Origin of the sequence: Neochlamydia sp. EPS4 (genome assembly GCF_000813665.1) — a bacterium.
In the GTDB taxonomy this organism is placed as follows: Bacteria; Chlamydiota; Chlamydiia; order Chlamydiales; family Parachlamydiaceae; genus Neochlamydia.
Genome location: NZ_JSDQ01000060.1, coordinates 1 through 22,459, shown reverse-complemented (window position 1 = coordinate 22,459; position 22,459 = coordinate 1). Strand labels below are relative to the sequence as shown.

Sequence of the window (22,459 nt, the reverse complement as noted above, 5' to 3'; positions counted from 1 at the left end):
GAAAAAAATATTGCTTTTAGCATGGATGGAAAAGGAAGAGCAACAGATAATATATTTGTAGAGCGTTTATGGAGGTCAGTCAAGTATGAAGATGTATATCTGAAAGATTATCAAAACGGACTTGAGGTTTATCAAGGACTTACCAGATATTTTGAGTTTTATAATAAAAACCGTCCACATCAGTCTTTAGAATACAAGACCCCAGCGGAGGCATATGGTATAATAATTTATTAGGTGAAAATGAAAAAAGTAAGATAAAATAATAGGAGCAAAACCAACATGGTCATTGAAACTCCAAGCTACGTAAAATTTGAATTAAATTGGGGAAGAAGATGATTAATGTTGTATCGAACAAACCTTAAAAAGGTAAAGTTTCTTACTTAATTTTGCAAAAAACTGTCTAAACAACCGAAGCCACCACAATCAATTTTTTTTCATCCAGACTTTCTAGATCTTATCTTAGAGAGAACTAAGCTTTTAAAGAATATTACCATAAATTTATTTGCTTTTACCTAATCCCTAGGTTTTAAATCCTTTTGAAGCTGTTGGCTAGAATGCCTAAGTGCCCGGCTATCCTGCTAGACAACGAAGGACTTCCGGGTCGTTCCTCAGTTTTTCGCTAGCGTACTTAAGCGCTAGACCGTATTGCTTAACAGCCGTAATAACAACTTCCCTATCATTTCGAAGCTCTTCGCTAGCATATTCAAGCGCTGAACCGTCTTGCTGGACAGCCGCAAGGACGATTTCCTTGTCGTTCCTCAGCTTTTCGCTAGCATGCCTAAGCGCCCAGCCCCATTCCTGAACAGCCGCAAGGACGAGTTCCTTGTCGTTCCTCAGCTTTTCGCTAGCGTGCCTAAGCGCATTACCGTGTTGCTGAACAACCGCAAGGAAGAATTTTCTATCATTTCGAAGATCTTCGCCAGCATATTCAAGCGCCCAGCTACATTTCTGAACAGCGGCAAGAACGACTTGCTTAACGTTTCGAAGCTTTGGACTAGCATATTTAAGGGCCTTACCGTCTTGCTGAACAGCCGCAAGAACAACTTGCTTAACGTTTCGAAGCTTTGGACTAGCATATTTAAGGGCCTTACCGTTTTGCTGAACAGCCGCAAGAACAACTTGCTTAACGTTTCGAAGCTCTGGACTAGCATATTTAAGGGCCATACCATTATGCTGAACAGACCGAATGGCAGCGCACAGAGCATCTTTATCATCCTCTTTACTAGGAGCAAAATTCCAAATTCCAACGAGTATATTTCCCAACACCGGAATCAACAAAATCGCGCAACGCTTAAAAGTTTTTTGGTTGAGGTGAGTATAATAAGGGTTTCTAGAAAGATTTTCTTTTTCCTTTAAAGGTAAGACAATTACTTTTTGAAAGATGTTGACTAAATTAACCACCGTACTGGCGATAGGTATGTAATCAGCCTTATGATCAATAAATAGGCATGCTTTAGATAGAAAATTTATTACCATGGTATTCTCGGTGTGTATTCTTTTATAAAGAGTATGATTTTTTCAAAAAAACTAGAACATGTTTCCCTAATTGATTGACCTATCAACCTATCAAATAAATAAGCTTGTTTAAAAACTAAACTTTAATTGGTTGATTAATTAAATGTATTAGGTAAGATATTAAAATAAATTATACTAATTAATAGTTTTTTTAGCTAGGATAATGATTCTTTTCTTCGGGGCAGGATGTTTTGATGAGAATATTTGATAAACACCTTGCCTAGTAATCCTCTCAAATAATTGGGTGCATAAGCGGCACTTCGTCTAGCATCTGCCCTTCCTCGCTGCGAATTAAAAGTTCTTATTATGTATAATAGATTCTTATTCTTATAATAAATTTTCGCCACACAAACCTCCTCAGAACCGCAAACTTTACCACCTACCTTTCTCTTCTAAGGATATTTTATTCCTATTCCCCTGTAGGAGATAGTATGATCAGCAGACTATCGTCTGTTTTTGCTACGTTTTTAGGATCCTTAATTTGCTGCTTTACAACTTCCAATTTTTCCTCTATTTCTTTTAGCTGGGCTTTCAAATCATTAGCGTTTTCTTTCTCTGCAGGACTGCTTAACTTATGGTGAATTTCTATTGTCTGATGCTGTAAATCTCTCGCTTGTGTAACAACTTGATGCTGAGGATCGGTAATAAATTTAATATAATTATTTAGACGCTGGGCAATTTTTTCGTTATCGACAGAAGTGTCTATCACCTCATCTTTTGTAAATCTTTTCAAATCCTCTGCTGTTGGCAAAGTAGGAGGATCTTTATCTAACCAGGGCTGCCCCTCTCTTTTTAGCTCTTCTAAGGATAAATCAAATTTCGAACTAAAGATAATGAGAGGGAGAATCAATTCTAGTTGTTTTTTTACCTCTGCTGCCCCCTCTTCAGAAGAAAGTCCTTCTAGATTTCCTGCATAAATATTATCCGCAAGGCCGTCACTAGCTAAGATAACGATATCATCGCGATTTACTTCTGCCGAAAAAGTTGAAATTTTCTCCAAATCACTTTTTTGCATTTCCCCTACTTGAAGGGCCCCTCCCGAATCTGCATGGTCCATAGGATTCTGTTTGTTGATAGTATTAAGCTGCTTTGCGATGCCTTGAGCACGATTAACACTAACGGCTATTGTGTCCCCAATAGCCCCTCCATTGACTAGATAAACATCACTACGATCAGCAATATCCGCAAAAGTTGCAAATACAGCTGTAGCTGCCTTTGCATAAGTGTTATCATCTACCTTGACAGATTTTGAGGCGTTTACAAAAACTTCTTTTGTTAGCTCTTCTAATACAGTTGGCTCAAGGTTTTTATTAAGGCTGCCCTTTCTTATGAATGTTTCCATGCTTTTTGTGAAGGCTTGAGCTGCTTTCATTACATATTCCCCTGAGGATGAGCCATCACAAACTATTCCATAATTTTTTCCATTCACCTGCCCTGCTGCGCCTCTGTCCATGTTTCTAAAAATTTGTTCAGTTGGGGAGCCTTTAATCTTATATTCATTAGCAGGAACTGTACTCTCATGATAGATCACCCGTGACTTACCTGCGGATACTTTTAGCCCTTGCGAGCCGTTATCATCATTTGTTCCTATTTTTTTAAAATAAATATCTTGGGTGTATTCTTGATCTTTTGCACTTAGGCTATTAAAAAAATTTTCATACGCCTGTTCAGCTTTTACGGTTACAGAAAATCCAAAAGTTTTACTAAAAAGGTGTTGAATCTGTCTTAGAATTCCTCCTTTTTTGATTTCTTGACGATGCTCATCAACCGCTGTCTTTAAATCAGCTAAAATTTTTGGATGCTTGTCTTTATCTTCAGTACGGATAGAAAGATTAGTTCGATTAAGAACTTCCCTAAGACTTTCATGATTAGTTGCTTGCTTTGAAAAGGCTGTTCGGAATATTGCAGTGTTAATAGAGCTTCTTTGATCCGTAGCTTTGGGTGGTACTTCTGTATTTTTTTGCAGCTGGCTAGTTTTTACTATCACTTGAGGATGGGCAAGAGAAGGGCCGGGAATTGCTTGAGGGTTAGAAGAGGAGCTTTTCTGAACCTCTTGTTGATTATAAAGACGATTGGTCTGCCAATTATCATGGGTAGGGGCTCTTTCTTTGTTGAAGATATTCATATTCTCCTCCTAAATGCTAACTTAATCATCTTGTAAATAAAATTTTTTAATAACTATGCAATAATCATGCCATCCCTTAATAATTCTATTAACCAGGAAGAAGCTTAACTAAAAAAGCCTGGTAAAAAGCTTCCGATCTCATTTTTTTATTATTTGAAGGAAGTTTACTGGCATATTTTTGTCTGATTATTTAGGATGAATTTTATAACTAATACTTGCGAGGTTTGCTGTGCTTGAAATAGCTGATATTGAAAGATTTCTTGGAGCTGAATCTGATTCTTTACTCCACTACCAATGTAAAAAAGTTTCCAAAGAGGCGCTTCATTTGCCCGGGCCAGAGTGGTTAAGTAAAATTCATGGGGTTAGCGATCGTCCCGTACGTGTACTTGCCAGCCTTCAAGCGCTCTTTAATCATGGGCGCTTGGGAGGAACAGGATATCTTTCCATCCTTCCTGTTGATCAGGGTATCGAACATTCAGCAGGTGCTACTTTTGCTCCTAACCCTATCTATTTTGATCCACAAAATATTATGAAATTAGCTTTAGAAAGTGGCTGTAATGCAGTAGCTTCAACCTTAGAAACATTAGGACTTGTCGCACGAAAATATGCCCATCGCCTTCCCTTTATAGCAAAAATTAATCATAATGAGCTTCTTAGCTATCCTAACCGTTATGACCAAATTCTTTTCGGAAATGTTAAGCAAGCGTGGAATATGGGAGCAATGGCCGTAGGTGCCACCATTTATTTTGGTGCAACAGAAAGTAATCGTCAGATTAAGGAAATTAGTGAGGCTTTTTCACAGGCGCATGAATTAGGCATGGCTACCATTCTTTGGTGTTATTTACGTAACCCAGCTTTTAAAGTCGATGGCATAGATTACCATGAGAGTGCTGACCTCACAGGCCAGGCCAATCATCTGGGAGCAACCATTGGAGCAGACATTGTAAAACAAAAATTACCTCTTAATAATGGGGGCTATAAAGCTTTAAATAAAGATAAGAAAGGCAGTTACGGCAAATATGCTGAAGCTATGTACACAGACCTTTGTACTGATCACCCTATCGATCTTTGCCGTTATCAAGTATTAAATGGCTATAGTGGCCGTGTGGGGCTTATCAATTCAGGAGGAGCTTCTTTAGGGCAAAAAAACTTGGAAGAAGCAGTTCGTACAGCTGTGATTAACAAAAGAGCTGGAGGGATGGGCCTAATCAGTGGACGTAAAACTTTTCAATGCCCTCTTGAAGAAGGCGTAAAGATTTTCCATGCCATACAAGATGTATATCTAAACAAAGCTATCACTATTGCCTAGCAAAGAGTTTAAAAGAGATCATGAAAAATTTAAGTTATCGAAAAGGTTAAAAGATAAAAAGATATTCAACAGTTTGCACCCTCATAAATTTTAAGGAGATAGGCACTAAAAAGGATTAGGAAAGGATCTAATAAAGCCGAATTTGCACTGCGAAAAATTTTTCAGCGATTGGGCTTTCAATGAACACTGCTTATTAATGGAGAGTCTATTGTTTTTTATGCATGGACTTCTCCCACATATTCTGATAGGCAAGTAGATTAGTATTGCCTAAATTTGATCATCAATTTCAGCTTTTCTATCTGCTCTTTAAGTAAATCTGCATGATCAATAAAGAGCTTTTAAAGGGCCAAAAAAGCCTCTATTATATAGTCTAATGCGTTAAAAAATTTATGCTCACCCTTTTGATCTCCTTACTCACCTCCTCTTTACTTTGAAATCTAGTTTTTTTAAATCGATGATGCGCAAAAAGCTAGCCAAAAGCTTAAAAGACCGCATTTTTCTAGATAGCTTAAGAGTTAGATTTTTATCGAGCTTTATGGACACTCGATGCTTTAAGTTCATTAGCAAGAAGAGCTATAGCCTAATAAAAATTATTAGTAGATTACCTTCAAAGAGTCAAAGAATTTAGAGTTAAAATATAAAATTTAAAGCCTATTCAGGCATTTTTTCAATTTATTTTATTTACTTTTATAATTACTAAGCTTTTATAAATAAATAGCTTAAATATTTAATCTTGCACAATTGAGCTGTAAAATGCAAAATGCAGTCTTATAGATAGAAGGGAGAAGATATGAAGCTTGGGCAGATAGCATGGATAGCTTTTTTTTTGATGGGTGTAGCATGGAGTGAAGTGAATGTCAGCGATGCATCAAAAATGAATTTCCTGGCCGAGCCTCAAAAACTTATCCTTCCTTATGGATTACCTGAAATTCCTTGGCCTAAAGATAACCCTTATCATGCAAAAAAAGCAGAGTTAGGACGGCTTTTATATTTTGATACTAGGCTCTCATCAGATGGAACTGTTTCTTGTGCAAGCTGTCATGCTCCCTCTGAAGGTTTTTCAGACCGCAGACCTGTATCAATAGGAATTAAAGGACGGTACGGTAGCCGCCACTCGATGACTATTATCAATTCAGCCTATCAACCTTTACTATTTTGGGACGGTAGAGCTAAAACTCTTGAAGAACAAAGTAAAGGGCCTATTGCCAATCCTAAAGAAATGACTCTAGCAGATAACCCTCATGAGGCCCATTGGCAATGCCAAGAACGTGTAAAAAACATTGCAGGCTATCGCCTTCTCTTTAAAGAAGTATTTAACAATGAAGAATGTACAATAGATGATATTGCCAAAGCCCTCTCTACATTTGAACGCACCCTCTTATCTGGGAATTCTCCTTATGATCGTTACATTAAAGGTGACAACTCAGCCATGAACGCTGAGCAAGTGAATGGTTATCAAGTGTTTTTATCAAAAGGATGTATTGATTGTCATCATGGAGTTAATTTTAGCAGTGGAGATTTTGCTAACATTGGGATAGGGATGGCTTCTTCTAAGCCAGACTTAGGACGCTATGAAATAACAAAAAGAGATAAAGATTGGGGAGCTTTCAAAGTACCTATCCTCCGAGAAATAGTTAGCAATCATCCTTATATGCACGATGGAAGCCTTAAGACTCTAGAGGAAGTGATTGAGTATTATGATAAAGGAGGCACGCCTAATCCTAACCTGCATCCTTTGATGAAGCCCTTGCATCTTAAAGAAGAAGAAAAAAAAGCTCTTCTTAGTTTCTTAAAAGCCCTCGATGGTGAAGGTTGGCAGCACATTCAATCGCCTTCGACTTTTCCTGAATAGTAGTGTTTCTATGGGTCTACTTTAAGAGGCTCAGTAGGATAAAAATATTAGAGGAATTTAGTTGATTTATTCGTCCCTCTAATAATAAAAAATGATTAAAAAGGTTATAAACATGAGCAAGCCAAAAGTTGTAATTGTGGGAGGAGGATTTGGTGGCCTTAATGCTGCTAAAGCTTTAAAAAAAGCAGCAGTAGACATCTTACTACTTGATAAAACTAATCATCACCTTTTCCAACCACTTTTATATCAAGTGGCCAGCGCTGCACTATCGCCAGCTAATATTGCTTCACCTATTCGTACCATCTTCTCTAAACAAGAGAACGTAACAGTTCTTTTAGCCAACATTACCGCCGTAGATAAAGAAAAAAAGGTAGTAATAGCAGAGAATGGGGAAACTTACAATTATGATTATTTAATCCTTGCTCCAGGCTCTCAGCATACCTATTTTGGACATGCAGAATGGGAAGCATTTGCCCCTGGCTTAAAAACGTTGCAAGACGCCATAAGAATTAGAGAACGCATTCTTTTAAGCTTTGAAAGAGCCGAACGATGCACCAAACCTGAGGAAACTTTAAAATTTTTACAATTCGTAATTGTGGGTGCAGGTCCTACAGGGGTAGAAATGGCAGGCGCCATTGCTGAAATTGCTCATACCTCTTTAATCCATAATTTTCGTCATATTAACCCTGAGCACGCACGTGTTTATTTGATTGAAGGCTCTGAGCAAATACTCTCTAGCTTCCCTAAAGATTTAGCCGAAAAAGCAGCTAAAGATTTAAGAAAGCTGGGAGTGGAAATAATTTTAAAAACCAGGGTAACAGAAATATCTTCCGAAGGAGTAAGAATAGGAGATAAGTTTATTGACAGCCGTAATGTCATTTGGGCGGCTGGTAACCAAACTTCTCCTTTATTAGATACATTAGAAGCCATGCAAGATCATTCTGGACGAATACATGTCAACAATGATTTATCCATCCCTGGTTATCCAGAGATATTTGTAATTGGCGATGCTGCTCTTCTCTTAGATGCGGCAGGTCTTCCTTTGCCGGGTATAGCTCCTGTGGCCATTCAACAAAGCCATTACGTGGCTAGGCTAATAAGAAAGAATATTTGCGGTAAACAAAGAAAACCTTTCAAATACTTTGACAAAGGAATGATGGCAACCATTGGAAAAGCAAAAGCCGTAGCTGTAGTAGGAAAATTAAAAATCTCGGGCTTTATTGCCTGGCTAGCATGGTGCTTTATCCATATCCATTTCCTTATCAGCTTCGCCAATCGAGTAGTGGTCATGCTCAGCTGGTTTTATTTATATTGCCGTAATCAGCGGTGCATACGGCTTATTACTCGTCCCCTAACTGATAAAGATGAACCGATCCGTTGATAAAAACTTCTAATTTTTTTAGCTTTCCAGGCGGTACTATCCTAGCCAATGGGCACGCATTTATCTCACATTCCGCAAATTAGTACTACAGTGGTAAATGTAACATAGCTTTTTTTGCCCTTGATAACGGTAGTAATAAGCACTCGCTTGATGCTTACGAGGCCAATTAGACCATTTTAACCAATAGCTCCAGCATTGCTTGATAGAGATATGTGCATATATCACTAAGCGCCTAGCTTCTTGTAACTCATTGATCTACTTTTTTATTCTTGACAGTTAGGCAACTTTTCTTGATGACTCAAAAGTTACATTTTCTTGTACTGCATTTAAATGTTAACGGTAGGCAGCTTTTCCATTTATTCTTTTATCGTCTTTAGTTAAAGAATTTTTCTTACTTTTTTCCTTAGGCATCTACGTTTGAGCATACAGCTTTCTTAATCCTTGATAACTGAATTTGTTAACACTTTTATTGTTGGATGGGTTTTAACTTGGTATTCTGTGAATAACCTAAAATCATGCTTTTTGCCATTACAATACAAGGTACAAATTACTTTTCTTATCGGCTGCAAGTTGGTTCTGTAGGGTGTGTGTTTTCTGTTTCCCTGAATAATAGCACTTTTATTTTTATTAGGGCGCTCAAGGAGCGTTTCTGTAGCATTAATTAAAATAGTCTCATATTCCGTAAAGATTCTAAAATTTGCCATCGAACATCTGTTAGCCCTATATTTTAGTAAAATAAGGTTACAGCATAAGAGCCTGTAAATTTTTATAGAAATCTATTACCATTTTATGATTTTTTCCATAAAGAGGGTAGGCGATTTCAAGAGCCTTACTAATATATTCATATGCTTTTCCTAAGTTATTTTGAGCATGATAGATTGTCCCCAAATTATTGTAATCCATTGCTACCTGAGGATGATTTTCCCCAAATAAATTAAGGTCAATGATAAGAGCTTTATTGGTGTATTCAGCCGCTTTTTCTAAATTTCCTTGCTCTTTGTAAATCATCCCAAGGTTGATATAATTTGTGGCCACACGAGAATGATTTTCGTCAAACAACCTATAATTAATATCAAGCGCTTTCTCCGCATACTCAGTTGCCCTTGCTAAATGCCCTAGTTCTTGGTAGATTGTCCCCAAATTGTTGTAACCTATTGCTACCTGAGAATGATTTTTCCCAAAAAGCATAAGTTTAATGTTAAGAGCTTTACTGGCAAGCTCCGCTGCTATTTCTAAATTACCTTGATCTTGATTGATTTGTCCTAAGTTGCTGTAATAGCTTGCTACCTCTGGATGATTCTCACCAAATAAATATAGGCCAATGATAAGAGCTTTATTAACATACTTGGCTGCCTTTGTTAGACATCCTTGATGTTGGTAGATCATGCCACGTATGTTATAACAGCTTGCTACTTTAGAATGAATTTCACCAAACAGCGCAAGTAAAATGAGGAGGGATTGATTGACAGATTCAGCTGCTTTTCCTAAATTACCTTGTTCTATGTAGATTGTCCCAAGGTTGTTGTACCCACTTGCTACATCAGGGTGATTTTTACCGAACAGCTCAAGGTTAATGGTAAGCGCTTGATCGATGCACTCAATCGCCTTTGCTAATTTCCCTTGCTCTTGGTAGATCGTTCCGAGGTTATTGTAACAACTTGCCACCTGAGGATGATTTTCTCCAAAAAGCTTACGGCCAATGGCCAATGCCTGATTGACGCAATCAGCTGCCTTCTCTAAATTTCCTTGCTCCTGGTAAATCAGGCCAAGATTGTTATAATCTTTTGCAACTCGTGAATGATGTTCACTAAACAGCTTAAGATCAATGTTAAGTGCCTGATTGACAAGTTCAGCTGCTTTTTTTAAATTACCTTGTTCTTGGTAAATCAGGCCAAGATTGTTGTAACAACGTGCTACTTTGTGAAGATTTTCACCAGGTCTACCAAGTTCAATGGTAAGTGCCTTATTGACAAGCTCATCTGCTTTTTTTAAATTACCTTGCTCTTTGTAGATCATTCCAAGGTTATTGTAACCCACCGTCACCCGAGGATGGTCTTTACCAAGTAATCTAATTTCAATGGTAAGTGCCTTATTAATATACTCAATTGCCTTTTCTAATTTCCCTCGCATGTGGTAGATCGTTCCCAAGTTGTTGTAAATTGCTGCCATAGCAGGATGATTTTCATCAAAAAGCTTAAGGCTAATGGCCAAAGCTTCTTTAACACACTTAGCGGCTTTGTTTAGATTGCCTTGAGCACTATAGATGGTTCCAAGCATAACTAGAGCATAAGGATCTTTTGGATTTAATTTTCTTGCTAATATAAAAAAGTTTTCAGCCTCTGGGTATTGAAAAAGCCTTAGGGCTATATTACCTTGAATTTGTAACGAGTTGTCATCTAAGTGTGAAGATTTAAGCTTGTCTTCATGGCCTGCTAAAAATTCTTGCATAACTTGATAAAAGGGAATAAAGATACGATAAATTTTTTTTATCTTTTCCATCGCTTCTGGATCTAAAGCAAACTGCTTTTTAGTAAGGTTTGGATCATCAAAGCCAAAGGGTTTGATCAGCGGATTCATCATCTCCTTTTGCGCCTGATGATGAGAATAAGTCTTAAGGCGCATAAATAGCGCTATACTCATCCAATCATTTAATTTATCAGCGGCGCCTGCCGCTATAATTCCTAATCTATTTAGCTGCTCAATTCTAGTAAAAGTATTAGAAGCCTCTACTTCTTTGAGAAGGGCTAACCGGTCCAAAGCCAAATGAGGAAAGCGGTAAAAATCATTTTTGACTTTAAAAAGCATTCCTTGCCTCCCTAAATCATCCATTCGTGGATCAAAAGCTTCCATATCAGCTTTGACAAGGTGCTTCTTAGCTAAATGCTGGCGAAGGTTAAATCCTTCTCGATAAGTAATATCCAGCTTCTCTTGAAGTTCTTCACCATATTGCCGAGTTAATACCGGATTACCTATTAGATGAGTAAAGGTTAAAAGCTCCATCGGAAGATGAGGTTCTTTATTATGCCACCATTGCCCTTCTTCATCTTTAGCAATGTATTGAGCCATTTTTCCAGGGGTTTGGATAAGCTCAAACGTCTTACCATTACCCAAAGGGATTTTACAGCCTTTACCTTCTACTCCAGCCCCATCGAAAGCAAAGCCTCGTGGCGTAATGTCATCAAAAAAATCTATAGCTTTCAGGCAGGGAATGTTTAAAGCAGGAAGAATGGTTTCTCCTAAATTGATGACTTTCAAGTGAATCAGAGTGGTGAGACGCTTAAAATAGTCTCTATTTTCTGAATTATCTGTTTGCATAAGAATGCCAAATTCAAGGTCGGAATAAGGGGTCATTTCTTCTCTAGCCAAGGAGCCAAAGCCTATCATGGCATATTCACAAGGAGCAGGTCCTAAAGTATCAATACTCTGCTCGACAAGGGTTTTAAAGAAATGTTTCATTCCCTGGGCAATTTCCTTGTAAAGATTTCTTACTTCCTCAGATGAGGGATTCGAGCCAAGAACTTGAATTTTTTTCTCTATTTGCTCTCTAAATTCTTTTAATGCTTGACGATTAGCTATGAATTGTTTACTCATCGAGTAAGAATCCAAAGTTTTACTCTGGCACAAGTGGATAAGTGATTGATGTACTGCTGACAATTTTTCTTTAAGAACTTCTTGCCTATCCCTATCTTCTGAAAAGAGTTGTAAAGCGTAATTGTAAAGACCTGCAGCCTGAAGAAATGTCTCAGCTGTACCTTTCCCTAAATAAATATCGCCTAGTTTTTCTATACAACAATCTTCCTGCACTAGCTTTTTTTTATCCGCAGCTTCGTGAATAGGATGGTTCTTTTGAATAATATGTTTTAAAGCCCGGCTATAAACGTCTTCTGCTAAAACGTTGTTTTCAATTAGCTGTTTCCATTCTTTGCATACTAGCTTGGCTTGGCACAAATCTAGTAGTTCTAATTCTTTGAATATCCTTGAAGCAATTTCTTCACATACTGCACGTGTTCCTGTATGATTAAGTGCTTTATCTTCTATCTGTTCAAATGTAGGAAAAATATAAGGGTACCCAAGAGAAATTTCTGAACTCATAAATTCATCCTTTTTAGCTAATTTTGAAGGTGCATCCTGGTATAACACGATACTTACAAATAGGAATACAAAAAAGTTCCAGCCCCTGGGAGGTTTAATGTGCTAACAATTCATTAAAAGAAAGAAATCTACTCCTTGTATTCTATAAATCTTTAGAATTTATGAAACATTATGCCTTTCATTGAATTAGCTAGAGCTTAGGACTAACGAGAAAATAAGAATTTTCAGTGAATTTTTCTAGAGAATACTAAAAAAATTTATATATAAAGCTTTTTAAGATGATGCATAGCATCCTCCATAAAAGCATCTAAATGGTTAAATTGCGAAGTTAACATTTGTTGGCGATGACTTAATAACTGCTGGTTGGCTTTGTATAGAAAACTTAGTAATTGCTTCATCTTATTAATTTTATTGCGAACGGGACTTGTTAAAGGTATTTCCGACAAGTAAGTTCTGAGATAAGTATCTAAAGAATCCCATGTGGGTATAAAAGCCTTTCCTGAAAAATAAGCCCGTATTTGATGAAAGATAAAGGGGTTAATTACGCTTCCCCGCCCCACCATGAGGGCGTCACATTGTGTTGTTCTCAACATACGCACAGCATCTTCAACACATAAAATATCTCCATTGCCCACCACAGGGATTTTCAAAATAGACTTAGCTTCAGCGATCAAATCCCAGCGTGCAGGAGGTCCATATCCCTCTACTTTAGTGCGAGGATGTAAAGTAATAAAACATACCCCACTTTCTTGTGCGGCAAGTAAATTTTCTTTAAAAAGAGAAGTGTCTTCATATCCTGAACGCATTTTAACTGTCACAGGAATGCTTACAGCTTTTACTAAAGCCCTTGCAACTTCATAAAGATGCCGGGGTTCTTTTAATAGACTTGAACCTGCACCTCTACCTGTCACTTTATTAGAAGGGCACCCACAGTTTAAATCTATGCGAGGTGCTCCCCTGCGAGCTATCTCTAAAGCCATTTCTGCCATTAAGTTAGGTTCCGATCCCATCAATTGAGCTGCTAAAGGAATAGGAGAAATTTCATGAGGGTCATAAACTCTAGCTAAGCTGGGCGCATGAGCATTGCTCGGCACCCGAATAAATTCGGTAACACCCTCATCGAATCCCCCTATGGTCGCCATTGCTTTACGAAAGCAGCGGTCTCCTACTCCTTCCATGGGAGCAAGAAAAAGATAGGGACACCCAAAAGCGTCTTTTGAGAGTAAATGCATGATGGTTGATGCCTTTAGCTTACTTAATTGCCAAGTCTATATTTTTTAGATATTAAAGCTTAAGCGTTAGGCTTATTTATCTATAGCTAGTAAGAATTTTTCTTATATTTAATAATTTTTCTAGGCAGCAAACGAGTGACTGTAACCTATTTTCAAGGAACAAGGCCAAAGGCAATAAAAAAGATCAGTGTAATCTCAGGCAAATAAACCTGCTACCTATAATTAAAAGTAGGGATTAAAAGTGCACGTTTGGTAGTAAAATTTCTAGAGAATTTACAAGAAAGACGCCTAGCTATGAAAAGCAGGTAAGATTTATTCCTACTAACAAGTAAATTTTATGAATATTTCTACTTAATTAAACCTAGGCTTAAAGACCTAATAAAAAAATTTTAAGAATAAAAAGAGGCTTTGATTTCTGAAGAGCGGTATAATGCCGCTCTTCTATTCATCAATTATTTTTCTTCTTCATCCTCTTCAATATCTTCTAGTTCATCCTCATCTAATTCCTCAAAGTCTACTTCTCCGAATAAAGAATTAAATAAATTGATATAAGCCAAAAATTTTACATTGCTAGCAAGATCTTTTTTCTCTGGATTACTCTTACGTTTAACGATTTCTTCCTGAATCACTTTAATGACTTCTAGGATAACATCATCCTCATCTCCTTCAGCTTCTTCAGTGATTATCTCCTGCTTGAGTTCTTCTAAATCAGCTGAAAATTGGTCTAAATCCAACAAATTTAAAGATTCTATATCTGTAATCATAATTTTTAATCCTTTTGGGTTAAGGGGTAGAATAACATTATGGCAGTATCGGCTTCATCTACGCAAGCAAGATTTTCATCTTAAAAGAAATTCCTTCTCCTAGTAATATAGGTTCCTTACAAATATTTTTGGAGACACATCATGTCGCATCCTCAGCACTCTAACAAAGTAGTTTTTAAAGGTGCCAATTTCCTACCCCTTTTTATTGCTTGCACAGTGGGTGCATGCATAGGGTTCGCTCCCTCGCCGGTGGGTGTTGAGCCCAAGGCGTGGCAGCTGTTAGCCATTTTTTCTGCTCTGATTGTGGGATTAATAGGAAAAGCACTGCCTATGGGAGCCATTTCTTTTTTAGCTCTGACTACTCTTATTGTCACTCAGACTCTTACGTTGAAGGAAGCTTTAAGCGGTTTTTCCCATCCTATCATTTGGCTTGTTGTTGCTGCCTTCCTTATCTCCAAAAGTTTTATTAAAACAAAACTGGGAATGCGTTTAGCCTATCTATTGGTGGCTTTTTTAGGAAAAAAAACTTTAGGGTTAGGATATGGGGTAGCTTTTACCGAACTTATCTTAGCTCCTGCTATTCCTAGTAATACGGCACGGGCTGGAGGCATTATTTTTCCTATCGTCAGAGCGTTAGCTGTTAGCTTTGGAAGCTCGCCTGAGCGCCATTCTCAACGTCTCATAGGAAGCTATCTTACCCTTACGGCCTACTATTGCAATTTAATCACTAGCACCATGTTTATTACAGCCATGGCAGCAAATCCCCTCATCGTAGCAGTACTGCTTAACCATCAAATCCCTATTACCTGGGGCCAATGGGCCTTAGCCGCCAGCCTTCCTGGAGTATTAAGTTTAATCAGCGTTCCCTATCTTGTGCATAAATTATATCCCCCAGAAATTAAAGAAACTCCTGAAGCTAAAGATTTAGCTATCAAAAATCTTCAACAAATGGGGCCTATGTCAAAATATGAATGGATCACTTTAGTGGTATTTTTCTTATTAATTGTTTTATGGATTTGTGGAGAATCCTATCTTAGCATAGATAGTACGACAGTGGCCTTCTTAGGAGTATGCATTTTACTTTTAACAGGCGTACTTACTTGGGAAGATATTAAGAGAGAACATGAGGCTTGGGATACGCTGATTTGGTTTTCTACACTAGTGATGATAGCCACCTATTTAAATAACTTTGGATTAATTGGTTGGATGAGTAGCCACCTACGTGCTATGATGGCAAATACTTCCTGGTACTTGGCATGGCCCATGTTGGTGCTTTCCTATTTTTATAGTCATTATCTTTTTGCTAGCAATACCGCTCACGTTAGCTCTATGTATGCGGCTTTTCTAACTGTCGGCCTTCATCTACACATTCCCCCTTATCTTATAGCTCTTTCACTTGCCTTCTCGAGCAGCTTGTTCGCCTGCCTTACCCATTATGGAACCGGATCAGCACCTATTTTATTTGGATCTGAATATGTAAATCTTAAAACTTGGTGGCAAATGGGATTTATAATGAGTTTTATCTTTTTAACTATCTGGATAGGCATAGGGTCTTTGTGGTGGAAAATTCTTCATCTGTGGTAGGCACACTCACATTCACCTTGCTTCCTCCTTATTATGCTAAGGCGGGAAGCATAGTGATTGCTAATTGCAAGAAAAGGCATAGTTAAAAACGTTTGACACGCACATGGCAATAAGGCTCTTTGCCCACTTTATCATAGTAATCTTGATGATACTCTTCGGCAGGATAAAAAAAGCTTGCTGGCAAAAGACGGGTAGCTACTTTAATCCCCTTCTTTTCCAATTTTATCACCAAATTTTCGGCTATCTTCTTTTGAGCCTCCGAGAGATAAAAGATTGCCGAACGATATTGTTCACCCCTATCGGGTCCCTGGCGATTGTGCTGTGAGGGATCATGAATTTCGAAAAATAATTTAGCCAACGTTTCATAAGTCACCATTTCAGGGTCAAATATGATTTCCACGCTTTCTGCGTGGCCACTCATTCCCGTACAGACCTCTTGATAGGTTGGATGCACTGTTGAGCCTCCTATGTAACCTACGGTCGTACTAATTACCCCTTCAACTTTTTTAAATAGATGCTCAACACCCCAGAAACAACCGGCAGCAAAAACAGCTCTGGCATGGCCCTCTTGAGTAAATGCAGGGTTAAATGTTAGCGATGTTGAATTTACACAATGGCGCTGATTCTTTCTGGTCAGCCTTTCTCCAATAAAAAGATGCCCTAGATGCCCGCCACAGCGTCGACAAAGAATTTCTATACGCTCCCCATCTGCATCGAGCTTGCGCTTCACAGCACCCTTAATTTCATCCTCAAAACTAGGCCATCCGCATTGAGAAGGAAATTTATCAGAAGACATATATAAAGGAGCGTCACAATAACGGCATAGATAAATACCTCCCTCAGCAAAGTGGTAGTATTTACCCGTTCCAGATTTTTCCGTCCCTTTTTTTAAAATGATAGATTCCTCGTAAGGATCTAAAGCATGATATCTTTCCATATAACCCTTTCATGTAAGAATGTTAATAGCACAGAGACAGAATTAAATAGTTTTTTAGGCTTTTTGTGGGGGAGATTATATACAGCTTTCTTATTTTATTTAGTATTAATCAAAAAATATGGGGAAAGTACTTACTACTATTTGCTTATCTATTTAAGTCCCCCTTAAAAAAACATCTCGTGTTATCCTTCCCATTTTTCCTATCTATGCAAGAGATCATTATAATATTTAAGAGCAAAAAGCCTCAAGGTATCATCCATTTAAGTTTACAATCCTTCTACTATTAAATTTCTAGGCCCACTTTCATGCATATGTTTTTATTTAAGATGCTTACTACATTTTTCTTTAAGCACTTCAATAGCCAAAGGAAGCCTTATAATTAAAAAAGCTGGATTAACAAAAGGCATTCAAAGCAAAAAACAGCATAAATGAAAGTTTTCAATCCAGTGGCAAGACATAAACCACCCAAGTGTTTTACCAAAGCCCGCCCTATTTCCTGCTAGATGATCTTACACCTATCAATTTTTTCACACTCATATTGATATTAATTATTTTAATATTATATAATAAAATTAATCAGGAGGAAAAATTATGGGCGCTCCTATCGATAATAATTTCAGATATCTTTATGAAGATGGTAATCTCATCGTTAGTAATAATCCTTTTGCCTCTACTCCCAAGCCTTTTGATATAAATGCTACCGAGCGAGCAGAAAAAGCCAAAAAAGATTTAAAAAAAAATCGAGAAGGTAAAAAAGATAAAAATGAAAAGGATAGTGAGGAAGAGGAAGATAAGCCTTTACCACGTCCTATGGGCCTTTAAGATGCCCTTTGAGATACTAGATTTAGTTTATTAAGAACTCTTAATTCTTTATCCCCCAGTTTATTTTTTGGATTCTAAAGGCTATTTATCTATTTAAGGGGCTTTACAATTTTTAATATAAGACGCTCTATCCATTTTATGACAGTCACAGTAAAGATTGAAACAGATTGTAACGTCAAAAAAAGCTTTAGCACATCAAAAATATTTTTTAAATAAACTACCATTTACCTTAAGAATTTAAAGATTGAACCTATAGGGACTAAAGGGTTTTGCTAAGTACTATAATGGTAAAGCTCTGTTTATCCTATCTATTCACTACACCCTCTAAAAGGGTGTAATTTTTAAAGCTTAAAATTTACAAGCACCCTTTTTCTTGTGACACACTTTTAGTAAAGAGCCCTTCGTTTTGTACCTCTTCCTACATATGATAAACATTTTAGCTAGTATTTGAACCTAAAGGCTAATTAGCTCTCATGCTCTTGCTATAAAGTAAAGGATAGGAATAGCTAAAGCTACTATCTTATAAAAACTCATGTCTTCATAGCTTAAGTATGAGAGCTTTAGGATCTACAAGATTAATGGAGCATCATTTCTAAAAGCTTCTTTTATTTTCTCTGCTTCGTAGAAGCCTTTGGGATGAATCCTAGTTAACCCTTTTCCCCCTACTTTGTTAAATAATTGAATTGACTCGTTGATTGCCTTAAAAGCTTGATGGGAAAAGCCTTTTTCCAAATAAAGCCTGGCTAGGTAGTATTTGGACTTTGCACCAATCATAAGATCGGTTTTTGATAGTTGCGAAGCCTTTTCAAAATAGTCTTGAGCTTTTTCAAGATCTCCAAAAGGACAGTCTTTATCTAAGTATAACTCTCCTAACATCAGGCAAATTTCTCCCGACCTAAGATAATCCTGCATCATCTGAATGGCTCCCTGAAAAGGCTTGCCATTTTCAATTCCCCCTATTTCTAGTCTCTGACGCGCTTTATTATAGTATTCCTTCTTTTCTTCCTCATTAAAATCTTTATGCTGTGCTAATTTCAAATAAACTCTGCTTAATTGAACATTACAATATCTTTCATTGAAAAGATCACGTTGCCCTGCAGGCATGCAAGGATTCTGCATAAAAAGATGGAGATATAACTTTTCCGCTTGTAGCAAATCATCTTTATCGCCCTCTAAGAGAGCCCAACCTTTGCCTTGGCGTTGGAAAACTATAAAGTCAAAAGGATTGGGATTGTCATACACATCCCGCCGGGTTGTTATTACTTCCTGGATATCAATAGCTTTTTGAAAATAATTTTTTGCTTGATCTAGCCCTTGTGTATGAAAATAGACTTTTCCTAAGTAGTGAAGAGCCTGAGCACATAAAGCTGGAAGTTCTTTGTGCGCTTTTAAATTATCACAGATTTGCTCAGCTGTTGTGTGATCTATTTGAACTTTCACAAGCTCTAAGCTTTTCTTAAAAGCTTGACGCGCCTCGAAATAATTATTGGATTGTAAATAATAATTACCTAAAACATTGTAAAGGTGAACGAAACAAGGCTTTAACTCCTCTTGCAACTCATATTTTTCTGCATATTTTAAAAGAGTCTCCAGCTGATTTTCAAGGGCTTTTGTTTTATTTAATCCATCGGCAAAACGCATGTCTAATTTAAAATTGTTTTTTAGAAAAATAAGAATCTCTTTTAACGTTTCTGAAGGATTTATTCCTTGCTTTTCCGCTTTTTCAATTAGCAACTCTTGTAGAGATGGGTGAACTTCCCATCCCTTTTTTCCATCTACAGCGATTAAAGAGTATTTTTCCAACAGATCCAGTATGGTGTTAAACAAACTAGCGTTATTCGCATGCTTATCAAAAAACCACAGCCGCAAAATCGATCGATCAATAAAGTAAGGATTCAAAAAGGGTATAATAGAAAGAAGGGTTTTGCTCTCGCTTTGCTCTCGCTCGCATTTTTCTACACTTAAAGAATGTACGACTTTTATGACCATGATAGCATTATTAAGATTGATAGAACGCAATGAAAATTTCTCGTCTATTCCTGCCCTCTCTTTTAGTCCTTTGATATAGGATTCTATTAAGGCATCAAAGCTATTATCTTGTGGCGCCTCTTTTAAATAGATAGCTGCTTGCTTAATAGCCAAGGGTAAGTAGAAAAGTTCATCCGCTAGTTCGCGTTTTGAGTTATTCGCTTTCTCAACAGCCCAATGATCTTTACCAAGATTATGATTAAAAATCTGGAGAGCTTCCTCCATGCTAAGCGTATTGTCTTGTATATCAAAAGATACGGCCCCCTCTAACTTTTCCTTTGCAACAAGTAAAATTTCTCCTTTTTTATTATTTGGAAAAAACTTTTGCAACTTTTCGTAACTTTTGGCATCAACATTGTCCACTACAAAAAGCCAATAAGGCCTTCTTGCAAGCTTATTATTAACTTTTTTGATAATATCTTCTTCTTGAGCTGCAAGCGGGACATGAACTCCTAAATCCTCTGCAAGTTTTCTGTACGCACGCAAAAATGTATCTTCGTCTCTCATGTCAGCAAAGAAGACAGTTCTTATTCTATCAGGTTGTTCTTTCATTTTCTTTTCGTAATGTATTGCATATCGTTTAGCTAAAGTTGTTCTACCTGACCCAGCCATGCCTACAATTGCTACCTTTTGTCTAGTAGATTCTGGTTCTTTAAAAAGCTCTTCTAATTTATCCAAATTTTTTGTTTGAATCCAGGTTCCCTGCTGAGATAAAATTTCGTCCGAAAGTCCAACATGCACAGTTTCTTTTTTTAATGCTCTTTTTACGTAGTCGGTAATTAGAGGCCGCAAGACATATAATACTAAAATACCGCAGGAAGTCCTTATAAATAGCTGTTGTTTTTCAAAAGAGGTCATATTTTTAAAATGTTTCTGCTTTTGACTAATATATTCTCGCACACTTTTAATTCTTTCTTCCTTCCCACCATTTTCTTTTATTTCTGTATGTAATCTTCTTTGCCCTTTGAAAACCCTCACAGCACTTAGCTGCAACTTATCCTTGAACTTTGGGTTGCAAAAATATTTTCTTTTAGTCCAATAAGATCGCAGACCTTGATTCTCAGAGGCTGCTGAAAAGGTTACGTAATTTATTTTATGCCTCCTAAGGAGGGAGGTGGAGGAATGATTTTTATAAAGATTATGAAAGGCAGTAGATATGGATCGGGAATAGAAGAGAGGAGAGGAGATAGCTTTAGTTCCTGTAGGGAAAGAAGGAATACTTCCTAATTTAGAATAAAGTCCTCTGCTTAGAGGAAAAGCTGATTTTGAAGAAGAAATTGACATATTGTTCACCTTAATTTATGTAAAAAAACATGTTTAAAAGCAATTTAGGAAGCGATTAGCCTGACTTGAAATTTTAATTTGCTTATAGATTAAGCTAAGCCTCTTTGGATATTGGCTAATCCCGCATTATAAGTCAAAAGCTTATCAAAAAGATATCCATAAGCTTAAATATTTTTAATCAAAATTAATGGAGCTTCACAAAATTTTTTCCTTGTTCTTAAGCCGAGTGTAAGGAAGAAGTTTAAATAAAGAATAAACTATAAAGTAAAACTTTCTTGTGTGCATACAAAAAAGTCATCTTCACATAAGAATCCAGGAAGTCTACTAAGCTTCAAATGCGATTTTGCCCGCATCTAAAGCCAGAAATGCTTGGAAATAGCTCTATTATCTATAAGATAATTTTTTTATTTATATTATTCATTATCAAAATTTAAGTAGATTTGTCTCGTATGATCGCTTACTGTTCCCCCCTTAGTACTTTTCCTCAATGAAGTGATCTACCAAGAGGAATAAACTAGTGCAAGTTCTAGCTTATATCTTTACCCTTCTTGCCCATATATCACCTAGCTAGGAGAAGTTTTTTTTATCTTTTAACTGCTTTTCCCTTAAGGAAAAGACAGGTTAAACTCCTTTCAAGAAAAAAAGTTAAATAATAAGAGTTAAAATAATATGAAATATCAGCTAAATGTGGCCTTGTTGCGTAAATGACCTAATAGTTGATCTGTTTAAAGGCTTATCAAGTTAGTACCCATTGTCCTTGGGCATTCCAAGTTTTGTCATCTGGTTCATCGCCAAAGATTTAGCATATAATTCTGCTCGCTGATAGTCTAGCTTCCTAGAGCGAAAATCTCCTCCAAAGCTTCTTTTAAAACGGTACATCGCCGTTTCGGCAAGCGATCTTCTATGATAGCCACTAAGCTTTTTCCAAGGCTGCCTAGCCTCATTATCTCCTCCCAAGCCTTGAATGACTTTTAAGTTATCATTCCTTTTTTTCATCCAAGGTTTGTCCGTCTCTTGGCTTAGCCTTCCTCCTCTTCTTGGAGGCACTACAGGATCTATCTTCCGAACATAAGACGATCGATAGAAAGCTTGTCTATCATAAGCACCATCTCCATAAGTGGTCTTTACGCTCTTTGGCAGCTTGGGGATCATTTGGCTCGCCACTAAATCATCGGCTTTATTGCTAGTTGTTAATTCACTCAGAATAATCTCATGCGAGTCTGGGCAAACGCTTAAGTGAATCTTTCTCCAAGTCCTCCGCTTTGCTTTGCCATGCTGGCGTACTTTCCACTCTCCTTCGCCATAAACTTTCACTCCAGTGGAATCAAAGACTATGTCTGTCGGACGCTTACGGCTTAGCTTTGTAAGCTCTTGCCCAAGCTCTTTAGCACGCCTACAAATGCGGGTATAACAAGGAACAGGCAATCCCAAAGCCAGTAAAGTAATCAGCGATGACACAAACCCTCGCACAGCACGGAGGGGTAAATAATAAACCGCTCTAATCATCAACACGCATAGGATAGCGTCAGCAGAG

14 protein-coding genes are annotated in these 22,459 nt (G+C 37.3%); 6 read left to right on the top strand and 8 right to left on the bottom strand.

Going from position 1 to position 22,459, the window contains the following annotated elements; translation table 11 throughout:
- On the top strand, positions 1-234 hold a 234-nt coding region (locus tag DB42_RS06250; protein ID WP_155117448.1), incomplete at its 5' end, for an integrase core domain-containing protein.
- A gap of 336 nt (positions 235-570) precedes the next feature.
- Here DB42_RS06250 and DB42_RS06245 read toward each other — a convergent pair.
- On the bottom strand, positions 571-1,476 hold the full coding sequence (locus DB42_RS06245) for a DUF4116 domain-containing protein (RefSeq protein ID WP_044882211.1): 906 nt from the start codon (positions 1,474-1,476) through the stop codon (positions 571-573).
- 448 nt (positions 1,477-1,924) lie between these two features.
- Positions 1,925-3,640 carry a hypothetical protein gene (locus DB42_RS06240; RefSeq protein WP_044882210.1) on the bottom strand — a complete coding sequence of 572 codons (1,716 nt, stop codon included), beginning with the start codon at positions 3,638-3,640 and terminating at the stop codon, positions 1,925-1,927.
- A 229-nt stretch (positions 3,641-3,869) separates the two neighbouring features.
- Here DB42_RS06240 and DB42_RS06235 point away from each other — a divergent pair, with 229 nt between their 5' ends.
- The 3 genes from DB42_RS06235 to DB42_RS06225 all read left to right on the top strand — a co-directional run bounded on the left by DB42_RS06235 (position 3,870) and on the right by DB42_RS06225 (position 8,182).
- Positions 3,870-4,949, top strand: coding sequence for a class I fructose-bisphosphate aldolase (locus DB42_RS06235; protein WP_044882209.1), 1,080 nt, complete (start codon positions 3,870-3,872; stop codon positions 4,947-4,949).
- Positions 4,950-5,739: 790 nt separating this feature from the next.
- The gene (locus DB42_RS06230) at positions 5,740-6,801 is read left to right on the top strand and encodes a cytochrome-c peroxidase (protein ID WP_044882208.1); all 1,062 of its coding nucleotides are present in this window, start codon (positions 5,740-5,742) and stop codon (positions 6,799-6,801) included.
- 112 nt (positions 6,802-6,913) lie between these two features.
- Entirely contained in the window at positions 6,914-8,182 is a 1,269-nt protein-coding gene (locus DB42_RS06225; protein ID WP_044882207.1) for an NAD(P)/FAD-dependent oxidoreductase, read from the top strand.
- A gap of 741 nt (positions 8,183-8,923) precedes the next feature.
- On the opposite strand, the gene DB42_RS06215 is transcribed toward DB42_RS06225, so the two are convergent.
- The 3 genes from DB42_RS06215 to DB42_RS06205 form a co-directional block, all read right to left on the bottom strand.
- Positions 8,924-12,274 carry a tetratricopeptide repeat protein gene (locus tag DB42_RS06215; protein WP_044882206.1) on the bottom strand — a complete coding sequence of 1,117 codons (3,351 nt, stop codon included), beginning with the start codon at positions 12,272-12,274 and terminating at the stop codon, positions 8,924-8,926.
- Between the two features lie 257 nt (positions 12,275-12,531).
- Positions 12,532-13,506: a tRNA-dihydrouridine synthase gene (locus DB42_RS06210; RefSeq protein ID WP_044882205.1), complete on the bottom strand. Its 975-nt coding sequence runs from the start codon at positions 13,504-13,506 to the stop codon at positions 12,532-12,534.
- Between the two features lie 452 nt (positions 13,507-13,958).
- Positions 13,959-14,270, bottom strand: coding sequence for a hypothetical protein (locus DB42_RS06205; RefSeq protein WP_039384970.1), 312 nt, complete (start codon positions 14,268-14,270; stop codon positions 13,959-13,961).
- Between the two features lie 141 nt (positions 14,271-14,411).
- Here DB42_RS06205 and DB42_RS06200 point away from each other — a divergent pair, with 141 nt between their 5' ends.
- A complete protein-coding gene (locus tag DB42_RS06200) occupies positions 14,412-15,854 on the top strand; it encodes an anion permease (protein WP_044882204.1) in 1,443 nt (480 codons plus the stop codon).
- 82 nt (positions 15,855-15,936) lie between these two features.
- Here the strand turns inward: DB42_RS06200 and DB42_RS06195 are convergent, their stop codons facing one another.
- Positions 15,937-16,791 carry a bifunctional methionine sulfoxide reductase B/A protein gene (locus tag DB42_RS06195; RefSeq protein WP_044882203.1) on the bottom strand — a complete coding sequence of 285 codons (855 nt, stop codon included), beginning with the start codon at positions 16,789-16,791 and terminating at the stop codon, positions 15,937-15,939.
- Between the two features lie 591 nt (positions 16,792-17,382).
- Between DB42_RS06195 and DB42_RS06190 the strand changes: the two genes are divergently transcribed.
- Complete coding sequence (locus DB42_RS06190) at positions 17,383-17,613, top strand: hypothetical protein (RefSeq protein ID WP_044882202.1); 231 nt, start codon at positions 17,383-17,385, stop codon at positions 17,611-17,613.
- A 567-nt stretch (positions 17,614-18,180) separates the two neighbouring features.
- Here the strand turns inward: DB42_RS06190 and DB42_RS06185 are convergent.
- Both DB42_RS06185 and DB42_RS06180 read right to left on the bottom strand, forming a co-directional pair.
- Positions 18,181-20,925: a tetratricopeptide repeat protein gene (locus DB42_RS06185; protein ID WP_044882201.1), complete on the bottom strand. Its 2,745-nt coding sequence runs from the start codon at positions 20,923-20,925 to the stop codon at positions 18,181-18,183.
- A 741-nt stretch (positions 20,926-21,666) separates the two neighbouring features.
- Positions 21,667-22,459 (bottom strand): IS5 family transposase (locus tag DB42_RS06180; RefSeq protein ID WP_044882200.1); only part of this gene is annotated, 793 nt, incomplete at its 5' end.

What these genes read in the sequence shown, in the direction of transcription:
- DB42_RS06245 (WP_044882211.1), bottom strand. Translation starts at nt 1,476, where the DNA reads ATGGTAATAAATTTTCTATCTAAAGCATGCCTATTTATTGATCATAAG.
- DB42_RS06240 (WP_044882210.1), bottom strand. Translation starts at nt 3,640, where the DNA reads ATGAATATCTTCAACAAAGAAAGAGCCCCTACCCATGATAATTGGCAG.
- DB42_RS06230 (WP_044882208.1), top strand. Translation starts at nt 5,740, where the DNA reads ATGAAGCTTGGGCAGATAGCATGGATAGCTTTTTTTTTGATGGGTGTA.
- DB42_RS06225 (WP_044882207.1), top strand. Translation starts at nt 6,914, where the DNA reads ATGAGCAAGCCAAAAGTTGTAATTGTGGGAGGAGGATTTGGTGGCCTT.
- DB42_RS06215 (WP_044882206.1), bottom strand. Translation starts at nt 12,274, where the DNA reads ATGAGTTCAGAAATTTCTCTTGGGTACCCTTATATTTTTCCTACATTT.
- DB42_RS06210 (WP_044882205.1), bottom strand. Translation starts at nt 13,506, where the DNA reads ATGCATTTACTCTCAAAAGACGCTTTTGGGTGTCCCTATCTTTTTCTT.
- DB42_RS06205 (WP_039384970.1), bottom strand. Translation starts at nt 14,270, where the DNA reads ATGATTACAGATATAGAATCTTTAAATTTGTTGGATTTAGACCAATTT.
- DB42_RS06200 (WP_044882204.1), top strand. Translation starts at nt 14,412, where the DNA reads ATGTCGCATCCTCAGCACTCTAACAAAGTAGTTTTTAAAGGTGCCAAT.
- DB42_RS06195 (WP_044882203.1), bottom strand. Translation starts at nt 16,791, where the DNA reads ATGGAAAGATATCATGCTTTAGATCCTTACGAGGAATCTATCATTTTA.
- DB42_RS06190 (WP_044882202.1), top strand. Translation starts at nt 17,383, where the DNA reads ATGGGCGCTCCTATCGATAATAATTTCAGATATCTTTATGAAGATGGT.
- DB42_RS06185 (WP_044882201.1), bottom strand. Translation starts at nt 20,925, where the DNA reads ATGTCAATTTCTTCTTCAAAATCAGCTTTTCCTCTAAGCAGAGGACTT.